The following is a 21,730-nucleotide window of genomic DNA, read 5'->3' as shown; positions in this document are numbered from 1 at the left end:
GCCGCGGCAATAATAGAGCGATGAGTCGCAAGCCGGTCATGTCCGATGTTGCCCGGCTGGCCGGTGTGTCCCACCAGACGGTGTCGCGGGTGATCAACGGCTCCAGCAGCATCCGGCCCGCCACCCGCGAACGGGTCGAGCACGCCATCGCCCAACTCGGTTATCGGCCCAACAGCGTGGCGCGGGCGCTGGTCACCAGCAGATCCGGCATCATCGGCATCATCGGCAGCAGCACCGGGCAATACGGGCCATCGAGCATCCAGCGCTCCGTCGAAGAATCCGCCCGCCAGGCGGGATTCTTCTCCAGCTCAGTCACTTTGGCGGCGGTGACGCGGCAGGAGATCCGTGGCGCCCTCGACCATCTATCCCGACTTGCGGTGGAAGCCATCGTGATGATCGCCGCCCAGCAGGACGCCCTCAACGTGGTGTACTCCGAGGATTTCGGCCTCCCGGTGATCGTCGTCGAAGGTGATCTCTCCGGGTCGGGGCTGTCCGTCGGGGTGGATCAGGTCGGCGCCGCCCGCATCGCGACCCAGCACCTCATCGACCTCGGGCACACCGAGATCGCGCATGTCGCGGGCCCGGACAACTGGCCGGAAGCGGCCGCCCGCAGCCGGGGCTACCACGATGCGCTGCTGGCGGCACGGTTGGCGCCCCGCCCGCCATGGACAGGCGACTGGAGTGCCGCGCGCGGGTACGCCATCGGCCGGGAGGTCGCCGCCGACCGCGATGTCACCGCGGTGTTCGTCGCCAACGACCACATGGCCATCGGCGTCCTGCACGCCCTCGCCGCGGCCGGCCGCCGAGTGCCCGAGGACATCAGCGTCGTGGGCTTCGACGACATCCCGGAAGCGCCCTATCTCATTCCGGCCCTGACCACCATCCGGCAGGATTTCGCCGAGGTCGGCCAGCGGGCCATCGCACTGGTGAAGGCCACACTGCTCGACATCGAATGCGAAACCACGCTGCTGTCAGCCGATCTCGTGATACGCGACAGCACCGCACCACCACCTCCGGGAGGGCGTTAGATGCACGTCGCAGAAGTCACCGTGCACGGCACCGAATACCAACTGGCGCACGGCGCGGCGCGCGCGGTGATCACCGGGGTAGGCGCCGCGATCAGACGGCTGTCGGTGGACGGTGTCGATCTCACTCCCGGCTACCGATCAGATGTGCTGCGGCCCTTCTACTCCGGCACGGTGCTCATGCCGTGGCCGAACCGGGTGCGAGACGGGCGCTGGACCCACGATGGCACCATCCACCTGCTCGATGTCACCGAACCCCAGCGCCGCAACGCATTGCACGGTCTGCTCTGCTTCACCGACTACGAGCTGCTGGAGCACACCGACGCCGCGGTATCCCTTGCCGCCCGGGTGTTCCCGCAGCACGGCTACCCGTTCCATCTGGACACCCAGGTGCGCTATGCGCTGGCCGACGACGGCCTGCACGTGACACACACCGTGGTGAACGTCGGGCCGGATCCGGCGCCGGTGGCGATCGGCGCGCATCCCTTCCTGTGCATCGGCGATGTCGCGACATCCGAACTGACCCTGACCGTCGCGGCCGACCAACACATCGAGGTCGACGACCGGCTCAACCCGATCGGTGTCGCTCCCGTTACCGGCGGCTACTGGGATCTGCGCACCGGCCGCCGGGTCGCCGACCTCGACCTCGATGACGCGTGGACCGGATTGCACATGACCGCCGGCGGCAGCACCCACTCCTTGCGGGCCCCGGATGGACGGACCGTTTCCCTGTGGGCTGATGATCAATTCGGCTACATCCAGGTGTTCACCACCCGCAAATACCCGATCGGGGACCGTTTCGTCACGGCCGTGGCGGTGGAGCCGATGACGGCTCCGGCCGACGCGCTGAACTGCGGCACCGGTCTGCGCTGGCTCGAGACCGGGCAGGTCTGGTCGGCGTCCTGGTCGATCCGCTACGGGCGCAACGATCAGTAGACGCGGCGCGCCGCTCCGGTCGGCACCGCGAACAGGAATTCTGGTTTGGGCAGTCCGCGCTGTCCGGCCGCCCGCGTCACGGTCTCGATGGTGGCTCCCAGCCGCTCCGGTTTGATGAGTGCCAGGACCGCGCCTCCGGTACCGGTCATCCGCGCACCGAGCGCCCCCGCGGTCAGCGCGGCGTCCACCGCGGTATCCAGTTCCGGTGAGCTCACCTGCAGATCATCGCGAAGGGAGACGTGTGAAGCGCTCAGATGCGTTCCGACGGCGGCGATCTGACGTGACCTGAGCAGCTCTGCGACCGCGTTCACCCGGCGGATCTCGGTGAGCACATGCCGCACCGCGGGCCGCAGGCCGGTGTCGTCGGGGACCGCACATCGCAGCACGCCTTCGATATCGTCATTGTCGTACATGGCGGCCCGACCGATGCGCGCGCACACCCGCTGCACCCGGGCCCGGCGCAGCCGGTATCCGTCCCCGGCGGGTCGATGGGCGGTGTTGGTGTTGATCATCAGTGGTGTCACACCTGCTGTCCGGCAGTCGAACTCCAGATGCTCCACACCGAAGGTGCCGCAGTCGAGCAGCATCACATGGCCCGGTCTGGCCCGCAGGGCGGCCGACTGATCCATCCCCCCGGCGGGGGCGCCCACCACCACGTTCTCGGCGGTGAGGCAATCACGGGCCAGGGTCCGCCGCCCGGTGTCATCGGTTGCGGCACCCAACAGCTCGGCGATCGCCAGGGCTATCGCGGTTTCCAGTGCCGCCGAGCTGGACAGCCCGGCGCCTTGGGGCACCGACGAATGCACGGCGACGTCCAGACCGGGAATACGGGCGATGGTGTCGTGATACGTCATCGCCCACGGCACGCCCGCGGCATAACCGGCCCAGCCGCTCGGGTGGTGCGGTCCGATATCGCCGCCGGCCCCTTCCCAGTCCTCGAGCGGGCCGGTCGAGGCCAACCGCAGCCGGTCGTGGCCGTGTACGCGGACCGCGACCGCCGTGGCGTAGGGCACCGCGAAGGGCATCACCCGGGCACCGACGTGGTCGATGTGCTCGCCGATCAGGTTGGCCCGCCCGGGTGCCATCCACACGCCGTCGGGGGCACTGCCATACCGGTCGCGAAACAACTCCGCCGCGCGGTCACACAGGTTTTCGGGTGCGACGGGTGCCACCACCGCATCGTTAGGTATGCGCGCGACGGTGGGCGTCCTCATAGCGACCGTGTGCACCTCGTCACCTCCCGCCCCTGCGCTTGTTGTAGATGTCGAACCCGACGGCCGCCAGCAGCACCAGACCTTTGATGACCTGTTGGACATCGCTGCCGATACCGAGGATCGACATGCCGTTGTTGAGCACACCGAGCACCAGGCCGCCGATGATGGCCCCGAACACGGTGCCGACACCGCCGCTGGACGAGGCACCGCCGATGAATGCCGCCGCGATCGCCTCGAGCTCGAAGTTGATGCCGGCCTGCGGAGTGGCCGAATTCAGCCGCGCCGCGAACAGCAGACCCGCGACCGCGGCCAGCATCCCCATGTTCACGAACACCATGAGGGTGACGCGCTTGTTGCGCACCCCGGACAGACTCGCCGCCGCGGCGTTGCCACCCACCGCGTAGACCTGACGGCCGAACACGGTGTTGCGCATCAGGAATGCGTAGATCAGCGTGAGGACCACAAGGATGATGCCGACGATCGGCACGCCGCGATAGCTGGCCAGCAGCAGGGTGACCGCACCGAGTGCCGCCACGATGCCGGCACATTTGGCGATGAATATCGCGCGGCTGGAAACCTCTTGCTGGTAACGGATCTGCGTGCGGCGCCGCCGGATCTGCATGACGACGGTGGCGACCATCGCAACGGCACCCAGGATCACCGTGGGCCAGTGATAGAGCGCGGCGGTGCCCAGTTCGGGCAGGAAGCCGCTGCTGATCTGTTCCAGTCCGCGGGGCATCGGCGCGATCGACTGGCCTTCGAGCAGATACTGGGTGGCGCCGCGGAACACCAGCATGCCGCCCAGGGTCACGATGAACGACGGGATGCCGACGTAGGCGATCCAGAAGCCCTGCCAGGCACCGATCAGCGCGCCCATCGCGATACACAACACCGTCGCCAACAGCCAGGGCAGGTCCAGGCGCACCATCAGCACACCGCCCATGGCCCCGGTGAACGCGGCGACCGACCCGACCGACAGATCGATGTGACCGTTGATGATCACGATGACCATCCCGATCGCCAGCACCAGGATGTACCCGTTCTGCTGGATGATGTTGGTGACGTTGAGCGGTTTGAGCACGATGCCGCCCGTCCAGATCTGGAACAGCAGCAGGATGGCGATCAACGCCACCACCATTCCGGACTGGCGCACATGCGACATCAGGTAGCGCGACAACGCATTGCCCCGGTGTTCGGGCGGTGTATCGCCCTTGCCGATCTCTGGCGCCGGCTGTTTCGCGGTGATGGTCACGCGGGTCCTTTCATCATGTGTTGCATCAGGAGTTCCTGCGTCGCGTCGGCACGCGGGACCTCGCCGGTCAGCCGGCCCTGACTCAACGTGTAGATCCGATCGCACAGCCCCAGCAGCTCAGGGAGTTCGGAGGAGATGACGATGACGGCCTTGCCGCGCGCGGCGAGTTCGTTGATCAGCACGTAGATCTCGTGTTTGGCGCCGACGTCGATGCCGCGGGTCGGTTCATCGAGGATCAGCACGTCCGGATCGGTGAACAGCCACTTGCTGAGCACGACCTTCTGCTGGTTGCCGCCGGAGAGTTTTCCGGTGGCGGTCTGCACCGAGCCGGTTTTGATCCGCATCGAGGCGCGGAACTGCTCGCCGACGCGGGTCTCCTCATGGTGGTCGATGACCGATCGGTGGCTGACCTTGCCCAAGGACGCCAGGCTGATGCTGGTGGCCACGCTGTCCATCAGGTTCAGCCCCAGCGACTTGCGATCTTCTGTGGCATAAGCGATTCCATGGCCGATCGCCCGCGGCACCGTGCTGGTGTCGATCTCGGTGCCGGCTTTGAAGACCTGACCACCCACGTACCGGCCATAGGACCGGCCGAACACGCTCATCGCGAGTTCGGTCCGGCCGGCGCCCATCAGCCCGGCGATGCCGACGATCTCACCGGCCCGGACATTCATGGTGACATCGTCGACGACCTTGCGGTGCTGATCGATGGGGTGAAGCACGGTCCAATTGGCCACCGAGAACACCACATCGCCGATATCGCAGCCCTGCCGGGACGGGAATCTGTCGGTCAGGTCGCGGCCGACCATCGCCCGCACGATGGCGTCCTCGGTGAGCTTCTCGTCCACCGGCACGGTGTCGATGGTGCGACCGTCGCGCAGCGTGGTGACCGTGTCGGCGACCTGCAGCACCTCGTTGAGTTTGTGCGAGATGATGATCGAGGTGATGCCGTGCTCACGCAGGCCGACGATCAGATCGAGCAGGTGCCTGCTGTCGGAATCATTCAGCGCGGCCGTGGGTTCGTCGAGAATGAGCAGCCGGACGTCCTTGGACAGTGCCTTGGCGATCTCGACGAGTTGCTGCTTGCCGACGCCGATATCGGAGACCCGGGTCTGCGGGCTTTCCCGCAGACCCACCCGATCCAGCAACGTCTGGGCTTCGCTCACGGTCCGGTCCCAGGAGATCACCCCGCGACGTGCAATCTCGTTGCCCAGGAACATGTTCTCGGCGATGGACAGGTACGGCACCAGCGCCAGTTCCTGGTGGATGATGGCGATCCCGCACCGTTCGCTGGAGCGGATGTCGCGGAACGCGCACAGTTCCCCGCCGAATCTGATCTCCCCGTCATAGCTGCCGTGCGGGTAGACGCCGCTGAGGATCTTCATCAGTGTCGACTTGCCCGCGCCGTTCTCGCCACAGATGGCGTGGATAGCGCCGGCCTCGACGGTGAGGTCCACTCCGGAAAGCGCTTTGACTCCGGGGAATTCCTTGGTGATCCCCCGCATCTCCAGCAGCGGTGTCGTGGTCACTTCACCTGGTCCGGCGTGTAGTAACCCGAGTCGATCAACACCTTCTGGTAATTGGACTTGTCGACACTCACCGGGTCCAGCAGGTAGGACGGCACCACCTTGTCGCCGTTGTTGTAGGTCTTGGTGTCGTTGACCTGTGGCGTGCCACCGGTCAACACGGCGTCGGACTCCTGTACCGCGGCCTTGGCCAGTTCGCGGGTGTCCTTGAACACGGTCTGGGTCTGTTCGCCGGCCACGATGGACTGCACCGAGGCCAGTTCGGCATCCTGGCCGGTGACGATCGGCAGCGGTTTGGCGGCGTTGCCGTAGCCCGAGCTCTTGAGGGCGGAGATGACGCCGCGGGAGATGCCGTCATACGGCGACAGCACCGCGTCCAGGCGTGCCGTGGTGTAGGCCTGGCTCAGCAGGTTGTCCGTGCGGGACTGGGCCAGGCCACCGTCCCAACGCAGCGTCGCCACCTGGTCGAACGAGGTCTGACCGCTGCGGACCACCAGTTTTCCGCTGTCGATGTACGGCTTCAGCACGCTCATCGCACCGTCGTAGAAGAAGGTGGCGTTGTTGTCGTCCGGCGAGCCGGCGAACAGTTCGATGTTGAACGGTCCGGCGCCGCTGCCGAGCTTCAATTTGTCGACGATGTAATTGGCTTGCAGTACACCGACTTTGAAGTTGTCGAAGGTGGCGTAGTAGTCGACGTTCGGGGTGCCCTTGATCAACCGGTCGTAGCTGATGACCGGGATCTTGGCGTCCGCCGCGCGCTGCAGGGTATTGGTCAGCGAGGAACCGTCGATCGGGGCGACCACGAGCAACTGAACACCCTTGGTGATCATGTTCTCGATCTGGGACACCTGGTTCTGCACGACATCGTCGCCGTATTGGAGATCTGTCTTATAACCCAACGCCTTGAACTGGTCGACCATGTTCTGGCCGTCGGCCACCCACCGCTCCGAGGACTTCGTCGGCATGGCGATACCGATCGTGCCCTTCTCCGAGGTGCTGCTGCCGGCGCTCTCGGTGGCTCGCCCGCAACCCACCAGCACCACCGTGGCCATCACCAACAGGGCGACACACCATCTCAGCAACCGCATTCTTCCTCCTGTCGACACCCGGACGCGGGCCTCAGCCAGCCTCGGCAACTCCGTCGCCCGAGAAAATGTGAACGTTAACACTCGTCCAAAAGTATGTGAGCCAGTTCACTCTATGTCAATGGGGCGCCGGCACTTCGTACCAAGAGGCCAGGTGAGGGCCTCTTTATCCGCACTCGGAGGTGGACGGCCTGGGGCGGGAGCCGTCATCCAGCAGTTATCGATGTGAGCATTAACATCGGTTTGGGTCGGACCCAGTCCCATCCACTGCGCGGCCGGTTTCGAATATCGCATATGCACCGCGGCCGCCACGGAATCCGAGAGACGCACCGTCCGGACTGGACGTCGCTCGATCCGGCCGGCCTCCTGACCGCCCTCGACGGATCCACGTCCGAGCTGAGTACACCTGCCCTGCAACGTGTTCGCGGAACCTCGGCGGTTCGCGCCGACCGCTCCCCGACGGCGCAGTTGCGGGACTCGTACCTGGCCTCCTTCGAGGCCTGTTTCAGGTCCGAGCATTTCGATGCGCTGCCGTGGACGTTCGCCCCGGTGTCGCGGCCGACATGACCACACAGGTCCGGCCGGCCGCTAGGCTACGGCTCGTGACCACCGACCTCGACGTTCTGCTGCGTCGGGTCGCCCGCCGCGATACGCAGGCGTTCGCCGAGTTCTACGATCACACCCGGGCCAGGGTGTTCGGTCTGGTCACCCGGGTGCTGCGCGATCCCGGCTACAGCGAGGAAACCACCCAGGAGATCTATCTGCAGGTGTGGCACAACGCCGGCGGCTATGACCCGACGGCCGGCTCACCGCTGGCCTGGCTGATGACCCTGGCGCACCGCAGGGCGGTGGACCGGGTGCGTGCCGAGCAGTCGGCCGCCCAGCGCGAGTCCCGCTATGGCGCGGCCAATGTGGACACGCCCACCGACCACGTCGCCGACTCGGTGATCACCCTCGATGAGCATCGCCGGGTTTCCGAATGCCTCGGCTCACTGACCGATGCCCAGCGCGAGTGCATCGACCTGGCCTACTACGGTGGGCTCACTTATCGGCAAGTGTCCGAACGACTGTCGGCCAACCTCGCCACCATCAAATCGCGGATGCGCGACGGTCTGCGGGCACTTCGTAACTGTCTGGGGGCGGCGTGACCGGGCCCGTCGAGCATGAGGTGATGACGTTAGCGACGGCGTACGCGCTGCACGCCGTCGATGACGGTGAAGTCGAACGCCACCTGGCCGACGCGCCTCCCGAGGTGGCCCGCCAGTTCGCCGACGAAGTCGTCGCGGTGCGTGAGGCGATGGCACGGGTATCGGCCGTCACCGCGCTGGAACCGCCCGCCCACCTTCGGGACCGGGTCTTGTCCGCGGTCGGTTCGGGTCGGTTGGTCGAGCTTCGGCCCAAACGCTGGCGCGCCGCCGTGCTGGCCGCCGCGGCCGCCGTCGTGGTGGCCGCCGCCGGAGTCGGGATCGGTATCGCCGTCCGGCCGACGCCGCCGGCACCCTCGACCGCCCAGCAGGTGTTCGCAGCCCCCGACGTGCGTACCGTCTCCGGCCCGATCCCCACCGGTGGTACCGCCACCGTGGTGTTCTCCAAGGAACGCAACGCCGGTGTGCTGGTGATGAACAACGTCGCCCCGCCTGCCACCGGCACCGTCTACCAGATGTGGCTGCTTCGGGATGCCGGCCCGGAGTCCGCCGGCACCATGGATCAGGCGGCCGTGGCACCGTCCACCACCGCGGTGCTGCCTGACCTGGGCGGTGCGACCGCGCTGGCCTTCACCGTCGAGCCGGGGAAGGGTTCGACGGCGCCGACCACGCCGATCTTCGCCCAGCTGCCGTTGACTTAGGCCAGCCGGCCCGGCTTCGGTAAGCTTCGACCGTCCCTGGCCCCCGTAGCTCAGGGGATAGAGCACGGCTCTCCTAAAGCCGGTGTCGCATGTTCGAATCATGCCGGGGGCACTTTGTGAATGTATTACCTCGGGTAATGCTTGACGTTTCGTCCCTAGTAATGAGACGAGAAAATAGTTGCAACTTGCCGCTCAGGCATTGTGAGTAGGTATCGTCAACTGACGCTGGGGGCGTTTTCGGAGTGCCTGAGTGACTGGTAGCCAATCGGGGGGGGTGGCGAAGATGGCGCCTTTGAAGGTGGATTTGCCGATGCTGCGCGGTATGGCCCAGCGATACGGGCAGTGCGCGGACGCTGTCGCGGATCTCGATACAACCCAGGCGACGCAGCACCTGATGGAGTCGTTGCCCGAGACCGACACCGGACGTTTCGCCGTCGAGGTGGGGAAAAGGGTCGACGCGGCGTTCGACGCGACTGGCAATCGCATCCACAACATGGCCGGAGCGTGTCGATCGGCTGCAGACAACTACGAACGAACTGATCAGGCACTCGTCGAGAAGTTGACGGAGGACGGCGTGCTGTGACGTTCACTGTGTCCAGTGTTCGCCGCATGAATCCCCAGGACTTGGCCACTGCGGCACGGCAGATCAACACAGCCAATGAGTCGTTTGAGCGATCACTCGACGAGGTACTGCGGCAAGCCGAAGCGGCGCATGGATCGTGGACCGGCGCGGGTGCTGACGCCGCTCTGGAACGCGCCCGCGCAGAAGTGACGGCGGGACGACGCATCGCCGGACACGTGGACGCCGTCATTACGGCACTCAATGACGGCGCCGCGCGACTGGGGTCGGCACGGGACTCGCTGCTCAGTGCGGTCGACGCGGCGGTCGCCGACAAGTTCGCCGTCGATGACGCCAACTGGACCGTCACCGACACCACGGGGAGCCAGGACCGCGAGCAGGTGCGGCTCAGCCACGAGGCGACCATTCAGTCGCGGCTGGAAACTCTGGTAGCTGAGGACGAGGCGGTCGGCTTTGCGATCGACTCGGCGATTGACGAGACAACAGCCACCGCCAACGATGTCGCCGCCGGACGTGACTATCAGCCGCCGGCCTCGCTTCTCGGGTTGGCACCAGACCAACTCCAAGCCGTGCTGAACGATCCGAGATTTCAGGAATGGGTTGCCAACCACCCGGATGGTGCCAAACCCCTGCTCGACGCGGCGGTTGACGCTGGCGCGCTGCGTGGCGACTCCGGCTACTACAGCCAATTCCTGCAGGACTACTGGAAGCGGGAGGCGTTGGAGCAAGCCGGAATCGACCCCGCCAAATGGGATCCGGCCAAAGGGACGGAATTCAACGCCGAGACGATTACCAAGGTCTACAAATACTACGGTCAGCTGTTCCTCGACCATCCCGACCTGCAGTGGGCCGGCATGGCGAATATGATCGGCCCCTCCTTCGCCGGTGGGTTCTACGATCTAAATATGCTCAAACAGATCGCCGACAAAGTCGGTGGAAACCCTCAACTCAAAGGACTGAGCAACCTCTCGGCAGAAGAAGTCGCCTGGTACGAAACAAAGTTCCTCAGCATGCAGCAGCAGATCTTCAACGACCAGGCCAGCATGCACGAGGCCTATCTGCACGGCGGCACGAACGAGATCGACAGAATGGCCAGGGCCGGTCTGATGGACGAGAACGGCCGGGGAGCCTGGCACGCCATCGACGCCGGCATCAAGCAGGACGATTCCGCACTCATCAGCAAGGGCAATGAGATGCTGCTCTACCGCGAGCAACACGACATCATCGATGATGACTACCAGGACATGCGTGACCGTCCGGTCACCGGGCCCGCTGTGACCTACGGCCTCACCGCGATCGGCGCCCCATCCATTCCCGGCGCCCACACGTTCGGCGAGTTGTTTCCCCTTGAGGCCACCGTCCGCACCGGCCTGGTGACCGAAACCCACATCACGACGCCGCTCCCCGATGGCAATATCGCGGGATTCGACGACCGTTGGAAGCTGATTCAGACCGACACTCTGCCCGCCTACCAGCATCTGATCGGCACCGACCTCGCGCAGGCACGTGACATCGTCGGCAGCGACTTCGACACCCGGATTGAGAACCAGCGCCTGGTCAGCCAGGTGGACGAGATCGTCGGCCGCCTCACCGACGTCGATGTTGACGTGGAGTTTAAGTGGCCATGGGAACGCTGACCGCACGCCTCTTCTGTGTTGCAGGCGCAATCATCATGATGGTGGCATGTGCGGGATGCGTTGTCGGCGAACGCAACACGAATAAGGAGAGTGACATGTCGGTACTCGAGGCACGGATCGACGATGTCGGCTACTCACGACTCGATGATGCCGGCGTACAGGAAATAACTGACAGCCGCATCGCCAAGTTCGACCTGCGCACCGGGACAGAGACCCTCGCCGCCGTCGGCTTGGAAGGACACCAGACGGGTCCCGCCATCGGCGGAGCCGATGAACCCGCCATGCTGCTCGTCCTCGACGGACCCCAAGGTCGCGAGGTCACCGACACCCAAACCATCATGGTCAGCCTCAGCCCGCGCAACAACACACTCCACGAAATCGTCTACTGGCGCTCCGCCGACGACATCGAGCACGCGATCGCCGAAGTCCGTGGCGGCATCACCCGCTGGGGCTACTCGAAAGACCGGGTGGATACGTGGATCGACGGCATGAACAAGCACCGCAACGACAGCTACAAGCGCGTGGTGTCCACCGGTGTCAGCCCGACCGGGCTAGTGACCAGCGTCGAAGTCAGCTACAAAGCCGGAAAACCGGTCGTCCTGCGCTACATCCTGCATCTACTTCCGGGTATGTACGCCCCTGACAACCTTGAGGCCATCCGACGCACCGGCATGACCGCACCCGACTACGTCGGCATTCCCTAAGCGACCGCACCTCTCGAGGTGAGGAGCTCCACCTCAGTGGGCCGTCCGCTAACCCCTTTGGAACATCTTGAGAATTCCGTCGTGCGCTGCCTGGAAGTGCTCGGCAATGGAGTCCCTAACCCACTCCAATTGTCGGGAGTCGGTCTTCGGCTCGAAGCTCACCGCGTTGACCAATTCTTCGAGAGATACGTCTGGCACCTGCGAGAATTTGGCGAGATATTGCCATCTACGACTCCGGTCGTGCAGACCGAATTGACTGGGCGTGTCGAGCGGCGCGATCATGGCGTTCACGCCGCCCTCCCTAGCGGACCGATAGATCTGGATCTTGCAGTCGCCTGAACGGTAGTAGACGACAGATCCGTGTCGTTCGCCCTCGTCGACGTCGTCGTCGATTTCGTCGAGGGTGAATCCAAGGTCGACCAATAGGGGTCCGACGATGGATTGGGCTTCGGCCGGAAAATTCTTGGTCACGGTTAACTGCCTTTCACTCGCACCCAGGAGTCACCCACTCGTTCGTATCCGTACGATGCGGCGTTTTGGCTCAAGTATCGTATCTCCATCGCTGAGAACGAGTTCGGATCCGAACGCACCACGTCTTCAATCGAGTTGAACTTGTTGTGGTCGACCACGGGGTCAATGCGCTCGACCCCGTTCTGCATTTGAGTTGGCGGGAATGTCGCTTTTGCGAGTCAGCGCGGCTTTTCGTCGGCATCGGTGCGCAATTCCCAGGGCTGCATACCGAGCACACCGGCAAGGCGCCCCTGCATCGCGACGCCGGTGGGCAGCGGGCGCCACCAGATGGTCACTTCGGCAATCTTGCCGTCCGCATCGAGCAGGATGTAGTCCATCCCGTCGACCACCGTGTCGTCGATCTGCAGCCTGAAGTACGCGGCGTGGTGCGTCTCGCCGCTCAGGACCTCCTTGTAGGTGAGGTCGGACGCCACCGTGCCGACCGTGCGAATCGCTTGCAGCACAGCCTCGCGGCCGGTGAGTGGGTCATCACCGAGCGGGCCGTACATCACCACGTCCTCGGCGAGGATGCCGGTAAGTGCGTCTTTGTCTGCGCCGCCGTGCATGCAGTCGACGAAGAATTCCACGGTGTTACGGTGTGGGGCGTACGTCGTCATCCGGTCGTCGCTCACTCAGATCACCGTGGTGCCGCCGTCGACCACCAGCTCCTGGCCGTTGACGTAACTCGAATCATCCGAGGCGAGAAACAGTGCGGCCGAGGCGATCTCCTCGGGGTGGCCCATCTCCCGCCGCGGGATCACGGACTCGAACTGCGCCTTCATTTCGTCGTCCATCACCTCCGCCAACATCGGCGACGCGACCTGGCCGGGGGTCAGCACGTTCACCCGGATCTTGCGGTCCCGCAACTCGGACACCCACACCCGGGCGTAGGCGGGCAGCACGGCCTTGCTTCCGGCGTACACACTCCAACTCGGATAGCCGCGCAGCGAGGCGTTCGATCCGGTCATGAAGATCGAGCCGCCATCGTTGAACAGCGGCAGTGCCTTCTGGACCGTGAACAGCGTGCCGCGCGCGTTCAGCCAGAAGGCGTCGTGGAAGTCCTCTTCGGTGATCTCACCGAGCTTGTTCTGCTTACCCACCCCGGCGCTCGCCCACAACACGTCGATCGCGCCTTTCTCCCGTTTGACCGTGTCGAACAAGCGGTCCAGATCGTCCAGGTCGGCCGAATCGCCCTGCACGCCGGTCACATTCCGCCCGATACGTTCGACGGCCTGATCCAGCGCATCCTTCCGTCGGCCCGAGATGAAGACGTGCGCTCCCTCGTCGACGAACAATTTGGCGCCGGCCAGCGCCATGCCACTTGTCGCTCCGGTGATCACCGCGACCTTGCCATCGAGCTTTCCCATGATTACTCCCTCTATCGAAAACCGCCGATGTTATGTACACCGATCTGATTACTTAACGTAGCGGGCACCCGCGCCGAGCGCAAGCTATGTACACCGATCTGTACCGAACGGGTTATGCTGAAGGCATGACGGAGTTGGAGAAGGGGCCGCGGGGTCTGCGCCGCGGCAGGGGTGCACGAGAGCGCATCCTCGGCGCTTCACGACAACTGTTCCGCGATCAAGGCATCAACAGCACCGGCCTGGACCAGCTCTGCGCGGTGGCCCAAGTGTCCAAGCGCACGTTCTACCAGCACTTCACCGGCAAGGACGAGCTGATCGCCGAACACCTACGCCGATTCGATCCCGACATCCTGCCCGAGGTGTTCGACAACACCGACCTCACGCCGCGTGAACAGCTCCTCGCCGTTTTCGACATCCACGCGCCGCTGTGCCCGTTCATCGCGGCGGCCGTCGAACTCCACGATGCGGGCCACCCGGCCCGCGTACACGCCCGCGAGTACAAGAAGGCCTTTGCCGCGCGGCTCACCGAAGCCGCGCGCGAGGGCGGCGCCACCGATCCCGAACAACTCGGCGAACAACTGGCACTGCTCTTGGACGGCGCATCGGCACGCAAGCGAGTTCTGGACTCCGACACCTTCGCCACCGCCGCCGCCATCGCAGTGGTGCTCATCGACAACGCCGTCCCCGCGGCAGAGGTACCGCCCGGGGCAGGTGGGAATCTGTCAACCGGACCCGACTGCGATCTCAACCGAATTTGACGCCAAGGGAAAAGCTGAAGTCCCCCAACCTCATAGCTGCCAGCACCCCTCGAGTCAGCGCATACCGCGCTGCACTCAGCTGGTCCAGATCGTCAGAAGACGATGGTCTGGTTGCCGTATCGGATGATGCGGTCTTCGCAGTGCCATAGGACCGCTCGGGAGAGCACGGCGCGCTCTACGTCGGCACCGAGGCGTACCAAATCGGCTACGCCGTGTCGATGGTCCACCCGTACGACGTCTTGTTCAATGATCGGTCCGTCATCGAGAGTGTCGGTCACGTAGTGAGCGGTTGCGCCGACGAGTTTGACACCGCGTTCTCGGGCGCGCCGGTACGGCGATGCCCCGATAAAGGACGGCAGGAAGGAGTGATGAATGTTGATCACAGGGCAACCGACCTCTGCCAAGAAATAGGGTGAGAGAATCTGCATGTAACGAGCCAGCACGACGAGATCCACGTTGCCCCTCAGTGAATCCAGTTGGCGGCGTTCTGCTTGTGCACAATTGTTTTTAGTGGTGGGCACGTGCAGAAACGGCACGCCGAACGGACGGACCTGATCGGCCAAGTCGCAATGGTTGGACATCACTAGCACCACCGACATATCCAGTTCGCCTCGTCGGTTGCGCCACAGTAGATCCAACAAGCAGTGGTCGTCCTTGGACGCCATGATTGCGACCCGCTTTGGCGTCGACGCCTCGGTGAGTGTGAACTCCATATCGAACCGGTCTGCCAGATTTACCCGGAAGGCATTCTCCAGCGCCTCCCTCGTCATCGGCAGTTCCGGCAGGTGGAAAATGGTGCGCTGAACGAACGTTCCGCCGGACTGCTCGGTCGAATGTTGGTCCAGCGAAACGATATTGGCTCCAGCCTGCGACAGGAATGCGCTCACTGCTGCCACTAACCCAGGCCGATCGGGGCAACGCAACAATAGTCGGCCGACGTCCTGCAGCGGGCTCGCCAGGTGATTGGCGGCCCGATGTGATCGGGTGGTTGCGGCGGTGGCTGAGTCAATGCTGTTTCCAGTTGCCACGAGTTTCCCTCCTCGTCGTCGTAGGAATGTCGTGCATGGCATCGGGGGCGGCGGCATGGCCGACGCCCCCGATGTCCTACTAGCGGGTGCTTCTCACAACCGCCGAGGTGCGCCCGTTATGACGACGCCCCGTTCGCGCCGTTGGCACCGGAGTTGCCGTTGGCGCCGCTGTTGCCGGTACTGCCTGCCCCACCGGCTGCACCGGTGTTCCCGGTGGTACCTGTGGCACCGGTCGCGCCGGTGTTACCGGTCGCACCGGTGGCTCCCGTGGTGCCCGTGTGTCCGGTGCTACCGAACACACCGCCGCTACCGGGCGTACCCGCTGCGGCACCGTTACCGCCGGATCCGCCCGATCCACCCGCAGCGCCGGATCCACCCAGGCCGCCGGCTCCGCCGGCACCACTAGTTCCGCCGGACCCGCCGGGACCACCTGTGGCACCACTGCCACCGGCTCCGCCCGTTCCGCCGACACCGGTCCCGCCGGCACCTGTGCCTGCGCCACCCGCTCCGCCGACACCTCCGTTGCCACCCGCGTCGCCGTTGCCGCCGGTGCCTCCTGCTCCGCCTGTGCCACCGGTGCCGCCACTGCCACCGGCTTGGCCGGTACCACCTGTGCCGCCTGTGCCACCTACTCCACCATTGCCGGCAGCGCCGCCGCCGCCGAAGAGCCCTCCGCTCCCGCCGTTGCCACCAGCGCCCGCGGGACCGCCGGCAGTACCTGCGCCGCCGACGTTGGTGCCGTTGGCACCGGCAGTTCCGGTACTTCCGCTACCGCCTGGCCCACCGGGTTGTCCGGCTGCACCGGTACCACCGTTGCCACCTGTGCCCCCGTCGCCGCCGGCACCCACTCCACTGACACTTACTCCCGCGCCGCCGGCGCCACCGGACCCGCCGTTGGTGGCACCGGTTCCGCCGTTGCCGCCATTGCCGCCGTTGCCACCGGTCGCCAATCCGCCTGCTCCGGTCGTCGACGAGGCGCCGCCCGCGCCGCCTGCGCCGCCGTTGGCGCCATCGGTACCGTTGGCACCATTTGCTCCCTCGCCGCCGGTGGCCACGGGTGCCGTCCCTGCTACGGCGCCGCCGGCGCCGCCGGCTCCACCTGGGTTGCCCGGGCTGCCGGGAAGACCGTTGCCACCGGTCACGGTGTCTTCACCGCCTGCAGCACCTGCAACGCCTGCCGGGCCGCCCGCAGAAGGATTGACTCCGTTCGCTCCGGTTGTCCCCGTGCTGCCATTTGCGCCCGTGCTGCCACTGGCAGCGGTACCCGTGCCTGCGGCACCGACTGTGCCGGTCGAGCCGTTACCACCGACGCCACCGTTGCCGCCGTGACCGAGTATCGCCAACGTGCCAGCGTTGCCGCCGTTACCGCCCGTCGCACCGATCCCACCGGCTCCGCCGCTGCCGCCGTTACCGACGAAGAATCCACCTAGCCCTCCGCTGCCGCCGGCTTGCCCTACGGCGCCGGATCCACCGGTGCCGCCGAAGCCGATCAACAGCCCTGCGCGGCCACCGTTCGCGCCGGTCCCTGCCGCACCATTGGCACCATTGCTGACGAAGATGTTCACAATCGGGATGAAGTTGCCGATGCCAATCAGGTTGTACAGCGGCGAATTCAGCGTGGGACCGACAAATGCCGCTGCCAACGCATTCGGCGTCGGGGCGAGCGCAAGATAGTTCACGGCGCTACTCGTGGACGTCACCACACCCGAAGAACACCCGGTCGCCACCATCAGGCACTGCAAGCCCGTCGATGGCGCCTGAAAGGCCGTCTCGGATGCAGGCGAGGGGGTGAGCAGCGGCGACGCCTGTGCGGCACCGGCACCGAAGGCCAGCACTGCGCCTGCTCCGGCCATAGCGATCCCGGTCGCAACCGGGTAAACGTAATTTTTCATTTCCAAACTCCTGTCAATTCCTGCTGATATTCGGGCATTGATTGCCCTGAAAGTTGTAGGACGGATTACCGCGAGTTCCTTATTCGCATGACTGAGTGTGTTTTCCTGAACCCACCGATTGGTGTGCAAAATGACACGTTCGAGATCCTCGAAACGTGAGGCTGAAGAAGTCGACAATCGCGCCGACGCAAAAACTAATGAAGAAAGGCGATCCGCCACATATCGCAGACGAGCGCATCTTGATTGGAGGGCGCCTTTGGCACTCGTCCGTGTAGATACCTGCAAGACGCGATGTCAGTGCAATCACAGACAGAGGCAGGGCGGACCAGAAGCGAGCACGTATGCGTGCGGCCCGGGGGGACGTGACTACCGCACCCGGTGGCGACGGCGACGCCGCCAGTGAATCCCCCTTGCAAGCTGGAGGCCATCGTAGGGGCCCCAGCGATCGAGTCGTTCCTCGATGACCTTGAGTACTTCGTACAGTAGCTTTGCTGGACAGCTGTGTCAAGAATCACAACTGATCTTGAAGCGAACAATCTGCCGGGTGCGCAGTTACCGACAGGCAGCCATGACGCAATGGTCGACGACCGAGTAGTGCCTAGATTCCGCGTCCATACAGATCGCCACGACGACTGCTACACGTCAAACCCAGGTAGTCACACGCCTACTCGAGTACGTGACAGTGGCGAGCCGAATCGCGTCGTCCCACATCGATCCCGCATGCGTCGGGGCAGGTCCGCGATGGTGAGTCCCGCGCCTTCTGCTGAAGTTCACCCCGGCGAGAACAGTGCCACGGAGAATGCACGAGCTATCGACTCCCCGCCACCCGGACATGCCAGGTCGCATCCCACCCCAGTGAAAGTGGAGAACTTCTCCCGGCTCAGCAGCAATCACGGAGACTCCATCGCGGGCTCGACGTTAATATTTGCTGAAGACCCTCGTCGCATCTGGGGCGGACAGTGACTGGTGATCGTCGCATGGCGACCTCCGCGGTATCGGCCGCAGTTTCCATGCCCTCCGGTGCACCCTGCGGCGGCCCTTGCGCGACGGGCGGGCTCGGGTGATGGCAACCGACATGTCGGGCAATGCCCGCCCACCTACGTATGAAACACCGCGACGCATGGCAGACCGGCTCGCCCACAATGCCGTCGTTTCACAAGTAAATTCGAGCCTCGTTGAATGCCGACCAACATTCGTTTAAGCGCTCATTCGCGACACGGGTTCCGCAGTCGGGGCGTACAAATACGGACGAGCAAAGCGTGGTTACTGGATTGAATATTTCAATATCAACCCCGGCCGTACATCTGGCCCTTAAACGGTGTGGGGATGGCGCGCCGCAAGCAGGGGGCGCGTTATCCGAACATATCGGACAGACCGGACTCCGGATGCTCAAGACCTAAGACGCCCTCAGCTATGAATGCGACGATCGGCCCTGCCGGCGCTTTAGGTCGTGATACGACTTCAAGCTCGGCCGCGCCGGGCCCGTCGGACGGCGTCGTCCAACAAGTTCTGGGCAACGTCGACCAACTTGCGGTGTTCGCTCTGGCTCATCGCCCGCAACTGAGCGAGGGCATCCTCGGCGCTGCGCCCGCTGCGACCACGGAGCAGACCGATGGCTTGATCGATGACGGGTCGAACCGACAGAGCGGCCTGCAACTGAGCAGTGAGGGCCATCGTCTGGCTGAGAATCTGCGCGTTGTGGACGGCCACGGCCGCGGGTTTGGCAAACAACTCGCCGAGTTGGGCAGCGTGCTCATCGAAGCTATTCCTGCCGTGGGCGTAGACATTGATGGCCCCGATTACCTGTCCGGGCATCAGCAGCGGCAAGGACAACGCACTGTTGATACCCATCTTGCAGACATGCGGTCCGAACTGTGGCCACATGTCCTCTCCACCCAAAGAGCCGGAGCGCACCGTTCGCCTTTCCTTCACGGCAGTGATGCAGGGCCCTTCATTAAGGGCGACATACTGCACATGATCGATCGCGGCGACGAATGGCGCGCTCGCGGCCAACGCCTCGATGGTGTTATCCGGCGGGTCGGCCTTCAACAACGTCACACCCGCGCCATCCGCGCCCGGAATCGCTCGCACCGCGAATCCTGCTACCTCGGTGAGCAATTCCGGCAATCCGAGGCTGCCTGCCACCAAACCTGCCAGAGCGCCGATGCCGGCAAGAAGGTCGGCGGTGTCCGCGCTGGATTGCTGCGTGCTCACCGAACCTTCTGGGTGGCCTTTGCCTTCGGTAAATTCCGTCATTGCCGACCTGCGCTTACATCCCGAAAATACCCACACTATGTCTGTGCGGGGTCGATACTTTGAAACCCTAGGCGAAGTTAGCCACACGTACCCCGACATCACGTGAAAATTCTGCAATGATGCGAATGAACCTGTTCGCTTACGTTCCGTCCAACAGAGTGGCGCCTCCCTGTGTCAACACAACGTGTGGGCGTCGGTGATTGGCGTGCGGCAGACAGTGTCCCAGGCTCAGGTGCCATGTAGTGGGGTATGGGCTGGCGGCGGACACTTCACAGTGGGATCGATGTCGGGGGCGGAAAGCACGGAACTCGGAAATCGTTTCAGATCAGCCGGTTTGACGATTTGATGCGTCGTCCGGCGACCTAGCCGTTGCCATGCCATTCAGCTAGACCCCGCCACTTCGAACGACTACCGTGGCTGGCCGAGGCCGGCCAACGTCGCCGCTGCCACCTCCTCGATGACATCTGCCACCTCGCCGCGGCGCCGCCACGCCGCCAACTGCCGGGCGGCGCCATTGCCCTCGGCGGCCACCCGCCGCAGCTCGGCATGCACGGTGTCGTAGTCGCCGACGGCCGTCAGCGCGGGTGTCACCCGCTCCAGCAGGGTGTCGAGCATGCGTGCGGCCGGCACCAGCGTGTGACTGTCGAAAAGATCAACGGCCGACCCGCTCAACCCATCTCGGGACGCACGCCAGTATGCGGCACTCAGCGCGTGTGCGGTCAGGGGTTTCACCGGCCGTCCACGATCGATATCGTCCAGAGCCGTCATCACCAGCGCACGGATCAGCGCCGCCAACAGCACGGTGTCACCGACCGTCGCCGGCACATCGGCAACGCGCACCTCGACGGTGGGAAATTTGGCTGACGGACGCACATCCCAATAGACCATGCCGTCGTCGAGAGCGGCACCGGAGGAAAGCATGATCTGCACCAGCGCATCGAAGTCGGCCTCGGATTCGAAATGCGGCGGCGGCCCCGCACTCGGCCAGCGCGCCCACAGCACGCTCCGCCAGCTGGCATAGCCGGTGTCGGCGCTGCGGTACACCGCCGAATTGGCAGACAGCGCAAGCAACGTCGGCAGCCACGGACGTAATCGGTTGCTCACCTCGACGGCCGTCGCGCGGTCTGGGACGGCAACATGCACATGGCACCCGCAGATGCCCTGCTCATGAGCGATCATTCCGAACCGCTCCCCGATTGCCCGGTATCGCGGGGTGTCGGTCAACGGAAAATGGTGCGGCACTGTCGGCGGCAGTCCCACCGCGAGTAGACGGGCGCCGGCATCGGCGGCGGCCTGCGCCGCACCTTTACGCAACACGGTTAGCTCACCGCGCAACTCCTCGGCGCCGTGCGCCACCGACGAGGTCGTCTCCACCTGGCAGCTGGTCAGCTCCAATTGCAGGTCGATGTCGCGACGCTGTGCGTGCGCGGCAACCTCGCGATTGCGCGGGACGGGCTCACCGCTGTCGGGGTCGACAAGGAGGAATTCCTCTTCCACCCCGAGCGTGGGGTGCTCGGCCATCCCGTCAGCGCGCGGAGGTTCGTAGGGCGCGCACGCGCTGGTCACGCCGGTCGGAGGCGCCGGCCTCCCACTGCTGGCGCATCCGCGCGATGGTCTGCTCGCCGGCCCGGTCGATGTGGATGAACAACCGGATCAGGGCAATGCCGCTGGTCATCCCGGCCACAAAGAACGCCGTCTCCATCATCTCGGCTCACCCCTCACGGTCGATGCGCGTGCTTTCGAACGCTGGGGTTCCCCGAATTGCGCCCGGTCAATCCTGTGACCTCGGCACGACGGTGCCGGCCTCACGCGGCGACCATCACGTCGACGGCGAGCACGTCACCCAGGGCATGGGCGCTCGGCCAGTCGCCACGACGGGCGGCGGCCGCGAGCTCCTCGGCCAACGTGCTGGCGGTGTCGAGTTCGGCAAGCCAATCGGCCACGGTGGGGGCGATCCGGTCGGCGGGCACGCCGACGACGTGCCGGTCGTGCAGACGGTCGACGATCTCGTAGGTGGTCTGGGTCCGGGGGCGGCGGATGCTGGTGATGTTCATATGGGTGAGAGGCGCGGCAGTCTCCGAAGCCGACATTTTTTTCGGGAGAATTTTCCTCCG

General features: G+C 64.8%; 22 protein-coding genes and 1 tRNA gene. 10 read left to right on the top strand and 13 right to left on the bottom strand.

The features are described 5' to 3' along the window. Positions 1–20 precede the first annotated feature (20 nt). Positions 21–1,028, top strand: coding sequence for a LacI family DNA-binding transcriptional regulator (locus tag ACXPWS_RS04480; RefSeq protein WP_458711282.1), 1,008 nt, complete (start codon positions 21–23; stop codon positions 1,026–1,028). After that, complete coding sequence (locus tag ACXPWS_RS04475) at positions 1,029–1,961, top strand: aldose 1-epimerase family protein (RefSeq protein ID WP_458711281.1); 933 nt, start codon at positions 1,029–1,031, stop codon at positions 1,959–1,961. It begins immediately after the preceding gene. Here the strand turns inward: ACXPWS_RS04475 and ACXPWS_RS04470 are convergent. The 4 genes from ACXPWS_RS04470 to chvE are packed head-to-tail and all read right to left on the bottom strand — an operon-like array spanning position 1,955 to position 7,041. Then, complete coding sequence (locus ACXPWS_RS04470) at positions 1,955–3,190, bottom strand: galactokinase (protein WP_458711280.1); 1,236 nt, start codon at positions 3,188–3,190, stop codon at positions 1,955–1,957. The two genes, ACXPWS_RS04475 and ACXPWS_RS04470, sit on opposite strands and share 7 nt — an antisense overlap. A 4-nt stretch (positions 3,191–3,194) precedes the next feature. After that, a complete protein-coding gene (gene mmsB / locus ACXPWS_RS04465; protein WP_458711279.1) occupies positions 3,195–4,427 on the bottom strand; it encodes a multiple monosaccharide ABC transporter permease in 1,233 nt (410 codons plus the stop codon). Then, on the bottom strand, positions 4,424–5,932 hold the full coding sequence (gene mmsA / locus ACXPWS_RS04460) for a multiple monosaccharide ABC transporter ATP-binding protein (RefSeq protein ID WP_458713412.1): 1,509 nt from the start codon (positions 5,930–5,932) through the stop codon (positions 4,424–4,426). The genes mmsB and mmsA overlap by 4 nt, the downstream gene beginning before the upstream one ends. 20 nt (positions 5,933–5,952) lie before the next feature. Continuing rightward, the gene (gene chvE, locus ACXPWS_RS04455) at positions 5,953–7,041 is read right to left on the bottom strand and encodes a multiple monosaccharide ABC transporter substrate-binding protein (RefSeq protein ID WP_458711278.1); all 1,089 of its coding nucleotides are present in this window, start codon (positions 7,039–7,041) and stop codon (positions 5,953–5,955) included. Positions 7,042–7,332: 291 nt separating this feature from the next. Between chvE and ACXPWS_RS04450 the strand changes: the two genes are divergently transcribed. From ACXPWS_RS04450 to ACXPWS_RS04420, 7 genes are all read left to right on the top strand, one after another. Then, positions 7,333–7,605 carry a hypothetical protein gene (locus tag ACXPWS_RS04450; RefSeq protein ID WP_458711277.1) on the top strand — a complete coding sequence of 91 codons (273 nt, stop codon included), beginning with the start codon at positions 7,333–7,335 and terminating at the stop codon, positions 7,603–7,605. Continuing rightward, the gene (locus tag ACXPWS_RS04445) at positions 7,602–8,186 is read left to right on the top strand and encodes a sigma-70 family RNA polymerase sigma factor (RefSeq protein WP_458711276.1); all 585 of its coding nucleotides are present in this window, start codon (positions 7,602–7,604) and stop codon (positions 8,184–8,186) included. Before ACXPWS_RS04450 ends, ACXPWS_RS04445 begins: the two co-directional genes overlap by 4 nt. Beyond that, positions 8,183–8,884 carry an anti-sigma factor gene (locus ACXPWS_RS04440; RefSeq protein ID WP_458711275.1) on the top strand — a complete coding sequence of 234 codons (702 nt, stop codon included), beginning with the start codon at positions 8,183–8,185 and terminating at the stop codon, positions 8,882–8,884. The genes ACXPWS_RS04445 and ACXPWS_RS04440 overlap by 4 nt, the downstream gene beginning before the upstream one ends. A gap of 39 nt (positions 8,885–8,923) precedes the next feature. Next, a tRNA-Arg gene (locus tag ACXPWS_RS04435) sits at positions 8,924–8,996 on the top strand. 171 nt (positions 8,997–9,167) lie between these two features. Then, positions 9,168–9,467, top strand: coding sequence for a hypothetical protein (locus ACXPWS_RS04430; RefSeq protein WP_458711274.1), 300 nt, complete (start codon positions 9,168–9,170; stop codon positions 9,465–9,467). Positions 9,468–9,493: 26 nt separating this feature from the next. Beyond that, complete coding sequence (locus ACXPWS_RS04425; RefSeq protein WP_458711273.1) at positions 9,494–11,101, top strand: WXG100 family type VII secretion target; 1,608 nt, start codon at positions 9,494–9,496, stop codon at positions 11,099–11,101. Further along, positions 11,089–11,805 carry a hypothetical protein gene (locus tag ACXPWS_RS04420; protein WP_458711272.1) on the top strand — a complete coding sequence of 239 codons (717 nt, stop codon included), beginning with the start codon at positions 11,089–11,091 and terminating at the stop codon, positions 11,803–11,805. Before ACXPWS_RS04425 ends, ACXPWS_RS04420 begins: the two co-directional genes overlap by 13 nt. A 48-nt stretch (positions 11,806–11,853) precedes the next feature. Here ACXPWS_RS04420 and ACXPWS_RS04415 read toward each other — a convergent pair whose 3' ends face one another. The 3 genes from ACXPWS_RS04415 to ACXPWS_RS04405 form a co-directional block, all read right to left on the bottom strand. Beyond that, positions 11,854–12,276 (bottom strand): hypothetical protein, encoded by a 423-nt coding sequence (locus tag ACXPWS_RS04415; protein WP_458711271.1) that lies wholly within the window; start codon positions 12,274–12,276, stop codon positions 11,854–11,856. 218 nt (positions 12,277–12,494) lie between these two features. After that, on the bottom strand, positions 12,495–12,947 hold the full coding sequence (locus ACXPWS_RS04410) for a nuclear transport factor 2 family protein (protein ID WP_458711270.1): 453 nt from the start codon (positions 12,945–12,947) through the stop codon (positions 12,495–12,497). Beyond that, entirely contained in the window at positions 12,948–13,682 is a 735-nt protein-coding gene (locus ACXPWS_RS04405) for an SDR family NAD(P)-dependent oxidoreductase (protein WP_458711269.1), read from the bottom strand. It lies immediately after the preceding gene. Positions 13,683–13,807: 125 nt separating this feature from the next. Between ACXPWS_RS04405 and ACXPWS_RS04400 the strand changes: the two genes are divergently transcribed. Next, a complete protein-coding gene (locus ACXPWS_RS04400) occupies positions 13,808–14,440 on the top strand; it encodes a TetR/AcrR family transcriptional regulator (protein ID WP_458711268.1) in 633 nt (210 codons plus the stop codon). Between the two features lie 92 nt (positions 14,441–14,532). On the opposite strand, the gene purU is transcribed toward ACXPWS_RS04400, so the two are convergent. The 6 genes from purU to ACXPWS_RS04370 all read right to left on the bottom strand — a co-directional run bounded on the left by purU (position 14,533) and on the right by ACXPWS_RS04370 (position 21,670). Continuing rightward, positions 14,533–15,399 (bottom strand): formyltetrahydrofolate deformylase, encoded by an 867-nt coding sequence (gene purU, locus ACXPWS_RS04395; RefSeq protein ID WP_458713411.1) that lies wholly within the window; start codon positions 15,397–15,399, stop codon positions 14,533–14,535. Between the two features lie 185 nt (positions 15,400–15,584). Beyond that, on the bottom strand, positions 15,585–17,360 hold the full coding sequence (locus tag ACXPWS_RS04390) for a PGRS repeat-containing protein (RefSeq protein WP_458711267.1): 1,776 nt from the start codon (positions 17,358–17,360) through the stop codon (positions 15,585–15,587). Between the two features lie 1,461 nt (positions 17,361–18,821). Then, the gene (locus ACXPWS_RS04385) at positions 18,822–19,616 is read right to left on the bottom strand and encodes a GAF domain-containing protein (RefSeq protein WP_458711266.1); all 795 of its coding nucleotides are present in this window, start codon (positions 19,614–19,616) and stop codon (positions 18,822–18,824) included. 408 nt (positions 19,617–20,024) lie between these two features. Next, positions 20,025–21,137: a glutamate--cysteine ligase 2 gene (locus tag ACXPWS_RS04380; RefSeq protein ID WP_458711265.1), complete on the bottom strand. Its 1,113-nt coding sequence runs from the start codon at positions 21,135–21,137 to the stop codon at positions 20,025–20,027. 4 nt (positions 21,138–21,141) lie between these two features. Then, positions 21,142–21,321, bottom strand: coding sequence for a hypothetical protein (locus ACXPWS_RS04375; RefSeq protein WP_458711264.1), 180 nt, complete (start codon positions 21,319–21,321; stop codon positions 21,142–21,144). Positions 21,322–21,421: 100 nt separating this feature from the next. Then, positions 21,422–21,670 carry a hypothetical protein gene (locus ACXPWS_RS04370; protein WP_458711263.1) on the bottom strand — a complete coding sequence of 83 codons (249 nt, stop codon included), beginning with the start codon at positions 21,668–21,670 and terminating at the stop codon, positions 21,422–21,424. Positions 21,671–21,730 lie beyond the last annotated feature (60 nt).

It is taken from the genome of Mycobacterium sp. BMJ-28 (assembly GCF_054404835.1).
Note: the sequence above shows the minus strand (reverse complement) of the source record. Positions and strands in the feature narration are given on the sequence as shown.

What these genes read in the sequence shown, in the direction of transcription:
- ACXPWS_RS04480 (WP_458711282.1), top strand. Translation starts at nt 21, where the DNA reads ATGAGTCGCAAGCCGGTCATGTCCGATGTTGCCCGGCTGGCCGGTGTG.
- ACXPWS_RS04475 (WP_458711281.1), top strand. Translation starts at nt 1,029, where the DNA reads ATGCACGTCGCAGAAGTCACCGTGCACGGCACCGAATACCAACTGGCG.
- mmsA (WP_458713412.1), bottom strand. Translation starts at nt 5,932, where the DNA reads ATGCGGGGGATCACCAAGGAATTCCCCGGAGTCAAAGCGCTTTCCGGA.
- chvE (WP_458711278.1), bottom strand. Translation starts at nt 7,041, where the DNA reads ATGCGGTTGCTGAGATGGTGTGTCGCCCTGTTGGTGATGGCCACGGTG.
- ACXPWS_RS04450 (WP_458711277.1), top strand. Translation starts at nt 7,333, where the DNA reads ATGCACCGCGGCCGCCACGGAATCCGAGAGACGCACCGTCCGGACTGG.
- ACXPWS_RS04445 (WP_458711276.1), top strand. Translation starts at nt 7,602, where the DNA reads ATGACCACACAGGTCCGGCCGGCCGCTAGGCTACGGCTCGTGACCACC.
- ACXPWS_RS04430 (WP_458711274.1), top strand. Translation starts at nt 9,168, where the DNA reads ATGGCGCCTTTGAAGGTGGATTTGCCGATGCTGCGCGGTATGGCCCAG.
- ACXPWS_RS04425 (WP_458711273.1), top strand. Translation starts at nt 9,494, where the DNA reads ATGAATCCCCAGGACTTGGCCACTGCGGCACGGCAGATCAACACAGCC.
- ACXPWS_RS04420 (WP_458711272.1), top strand. Translation starts at nt 11,089, where the DNA reads ATGGGAACGCTGACCGCACGCCTCTTCTGTGTTGCAGGCGCAATCATC.
- ACXPWS_RS04405 (WP_458711269.1), bottom strand. Translation starts at nt 13,682, where the DNA reads ATGGGAAAGCTCGATGGCAAGGTCGCGGTGATCACCGGAGCGACAAGT.
- ACXPWS_RS04400 (WP_458711268.1), top strand. Translation starts at nt 13,808, where the DNA reads ATGACGGAGTTGGAGAAGGGGCCGCGGGGTCTGCGCCGCGGCAGGGGT.
- ACXPWS_RS04390 (WP_458711267.1), bottom strand. Translation starts at nt 17,360, where the DNA reads ATGAAAAATTACGTTTACCCGGTTGCGACCGGGATCGCTATGGCCGGA.
- ACXPWS_RS04385 (WP_458711266.1), bottom strand. Translation starts at nt 19,616, where the DNA reads ATGACGGAATTTACCGAAGGCAAAGGCCACCCAGAAGGTTCGGTGAGC.
- ACXPWS_RS04380 (WP_458711265.1), bottom strand. Translation starts at nt 21,137, where the DNA reads ATGGCCGAGCACCCCACGCTCGGGGTGGAAGAGGAATTCCTCCTTGTC.
- ACXPWS_RS04375 (WP_458711264.1), bottom strand. Translation starts at nt 21,321, where the DNA reads ATGATGGAGACGGCGTTCTTTGTGGCCGGGATGACCAGCGGCATTGCC.
- ACXPWS_RS04370 (WP_458711263.1), bottom strand. Translation starts at nt 21,670, where the DNA reads ATGAACATCACCAGCATCCGCCGCCCCCGGACCCAGACCACCTACGAG.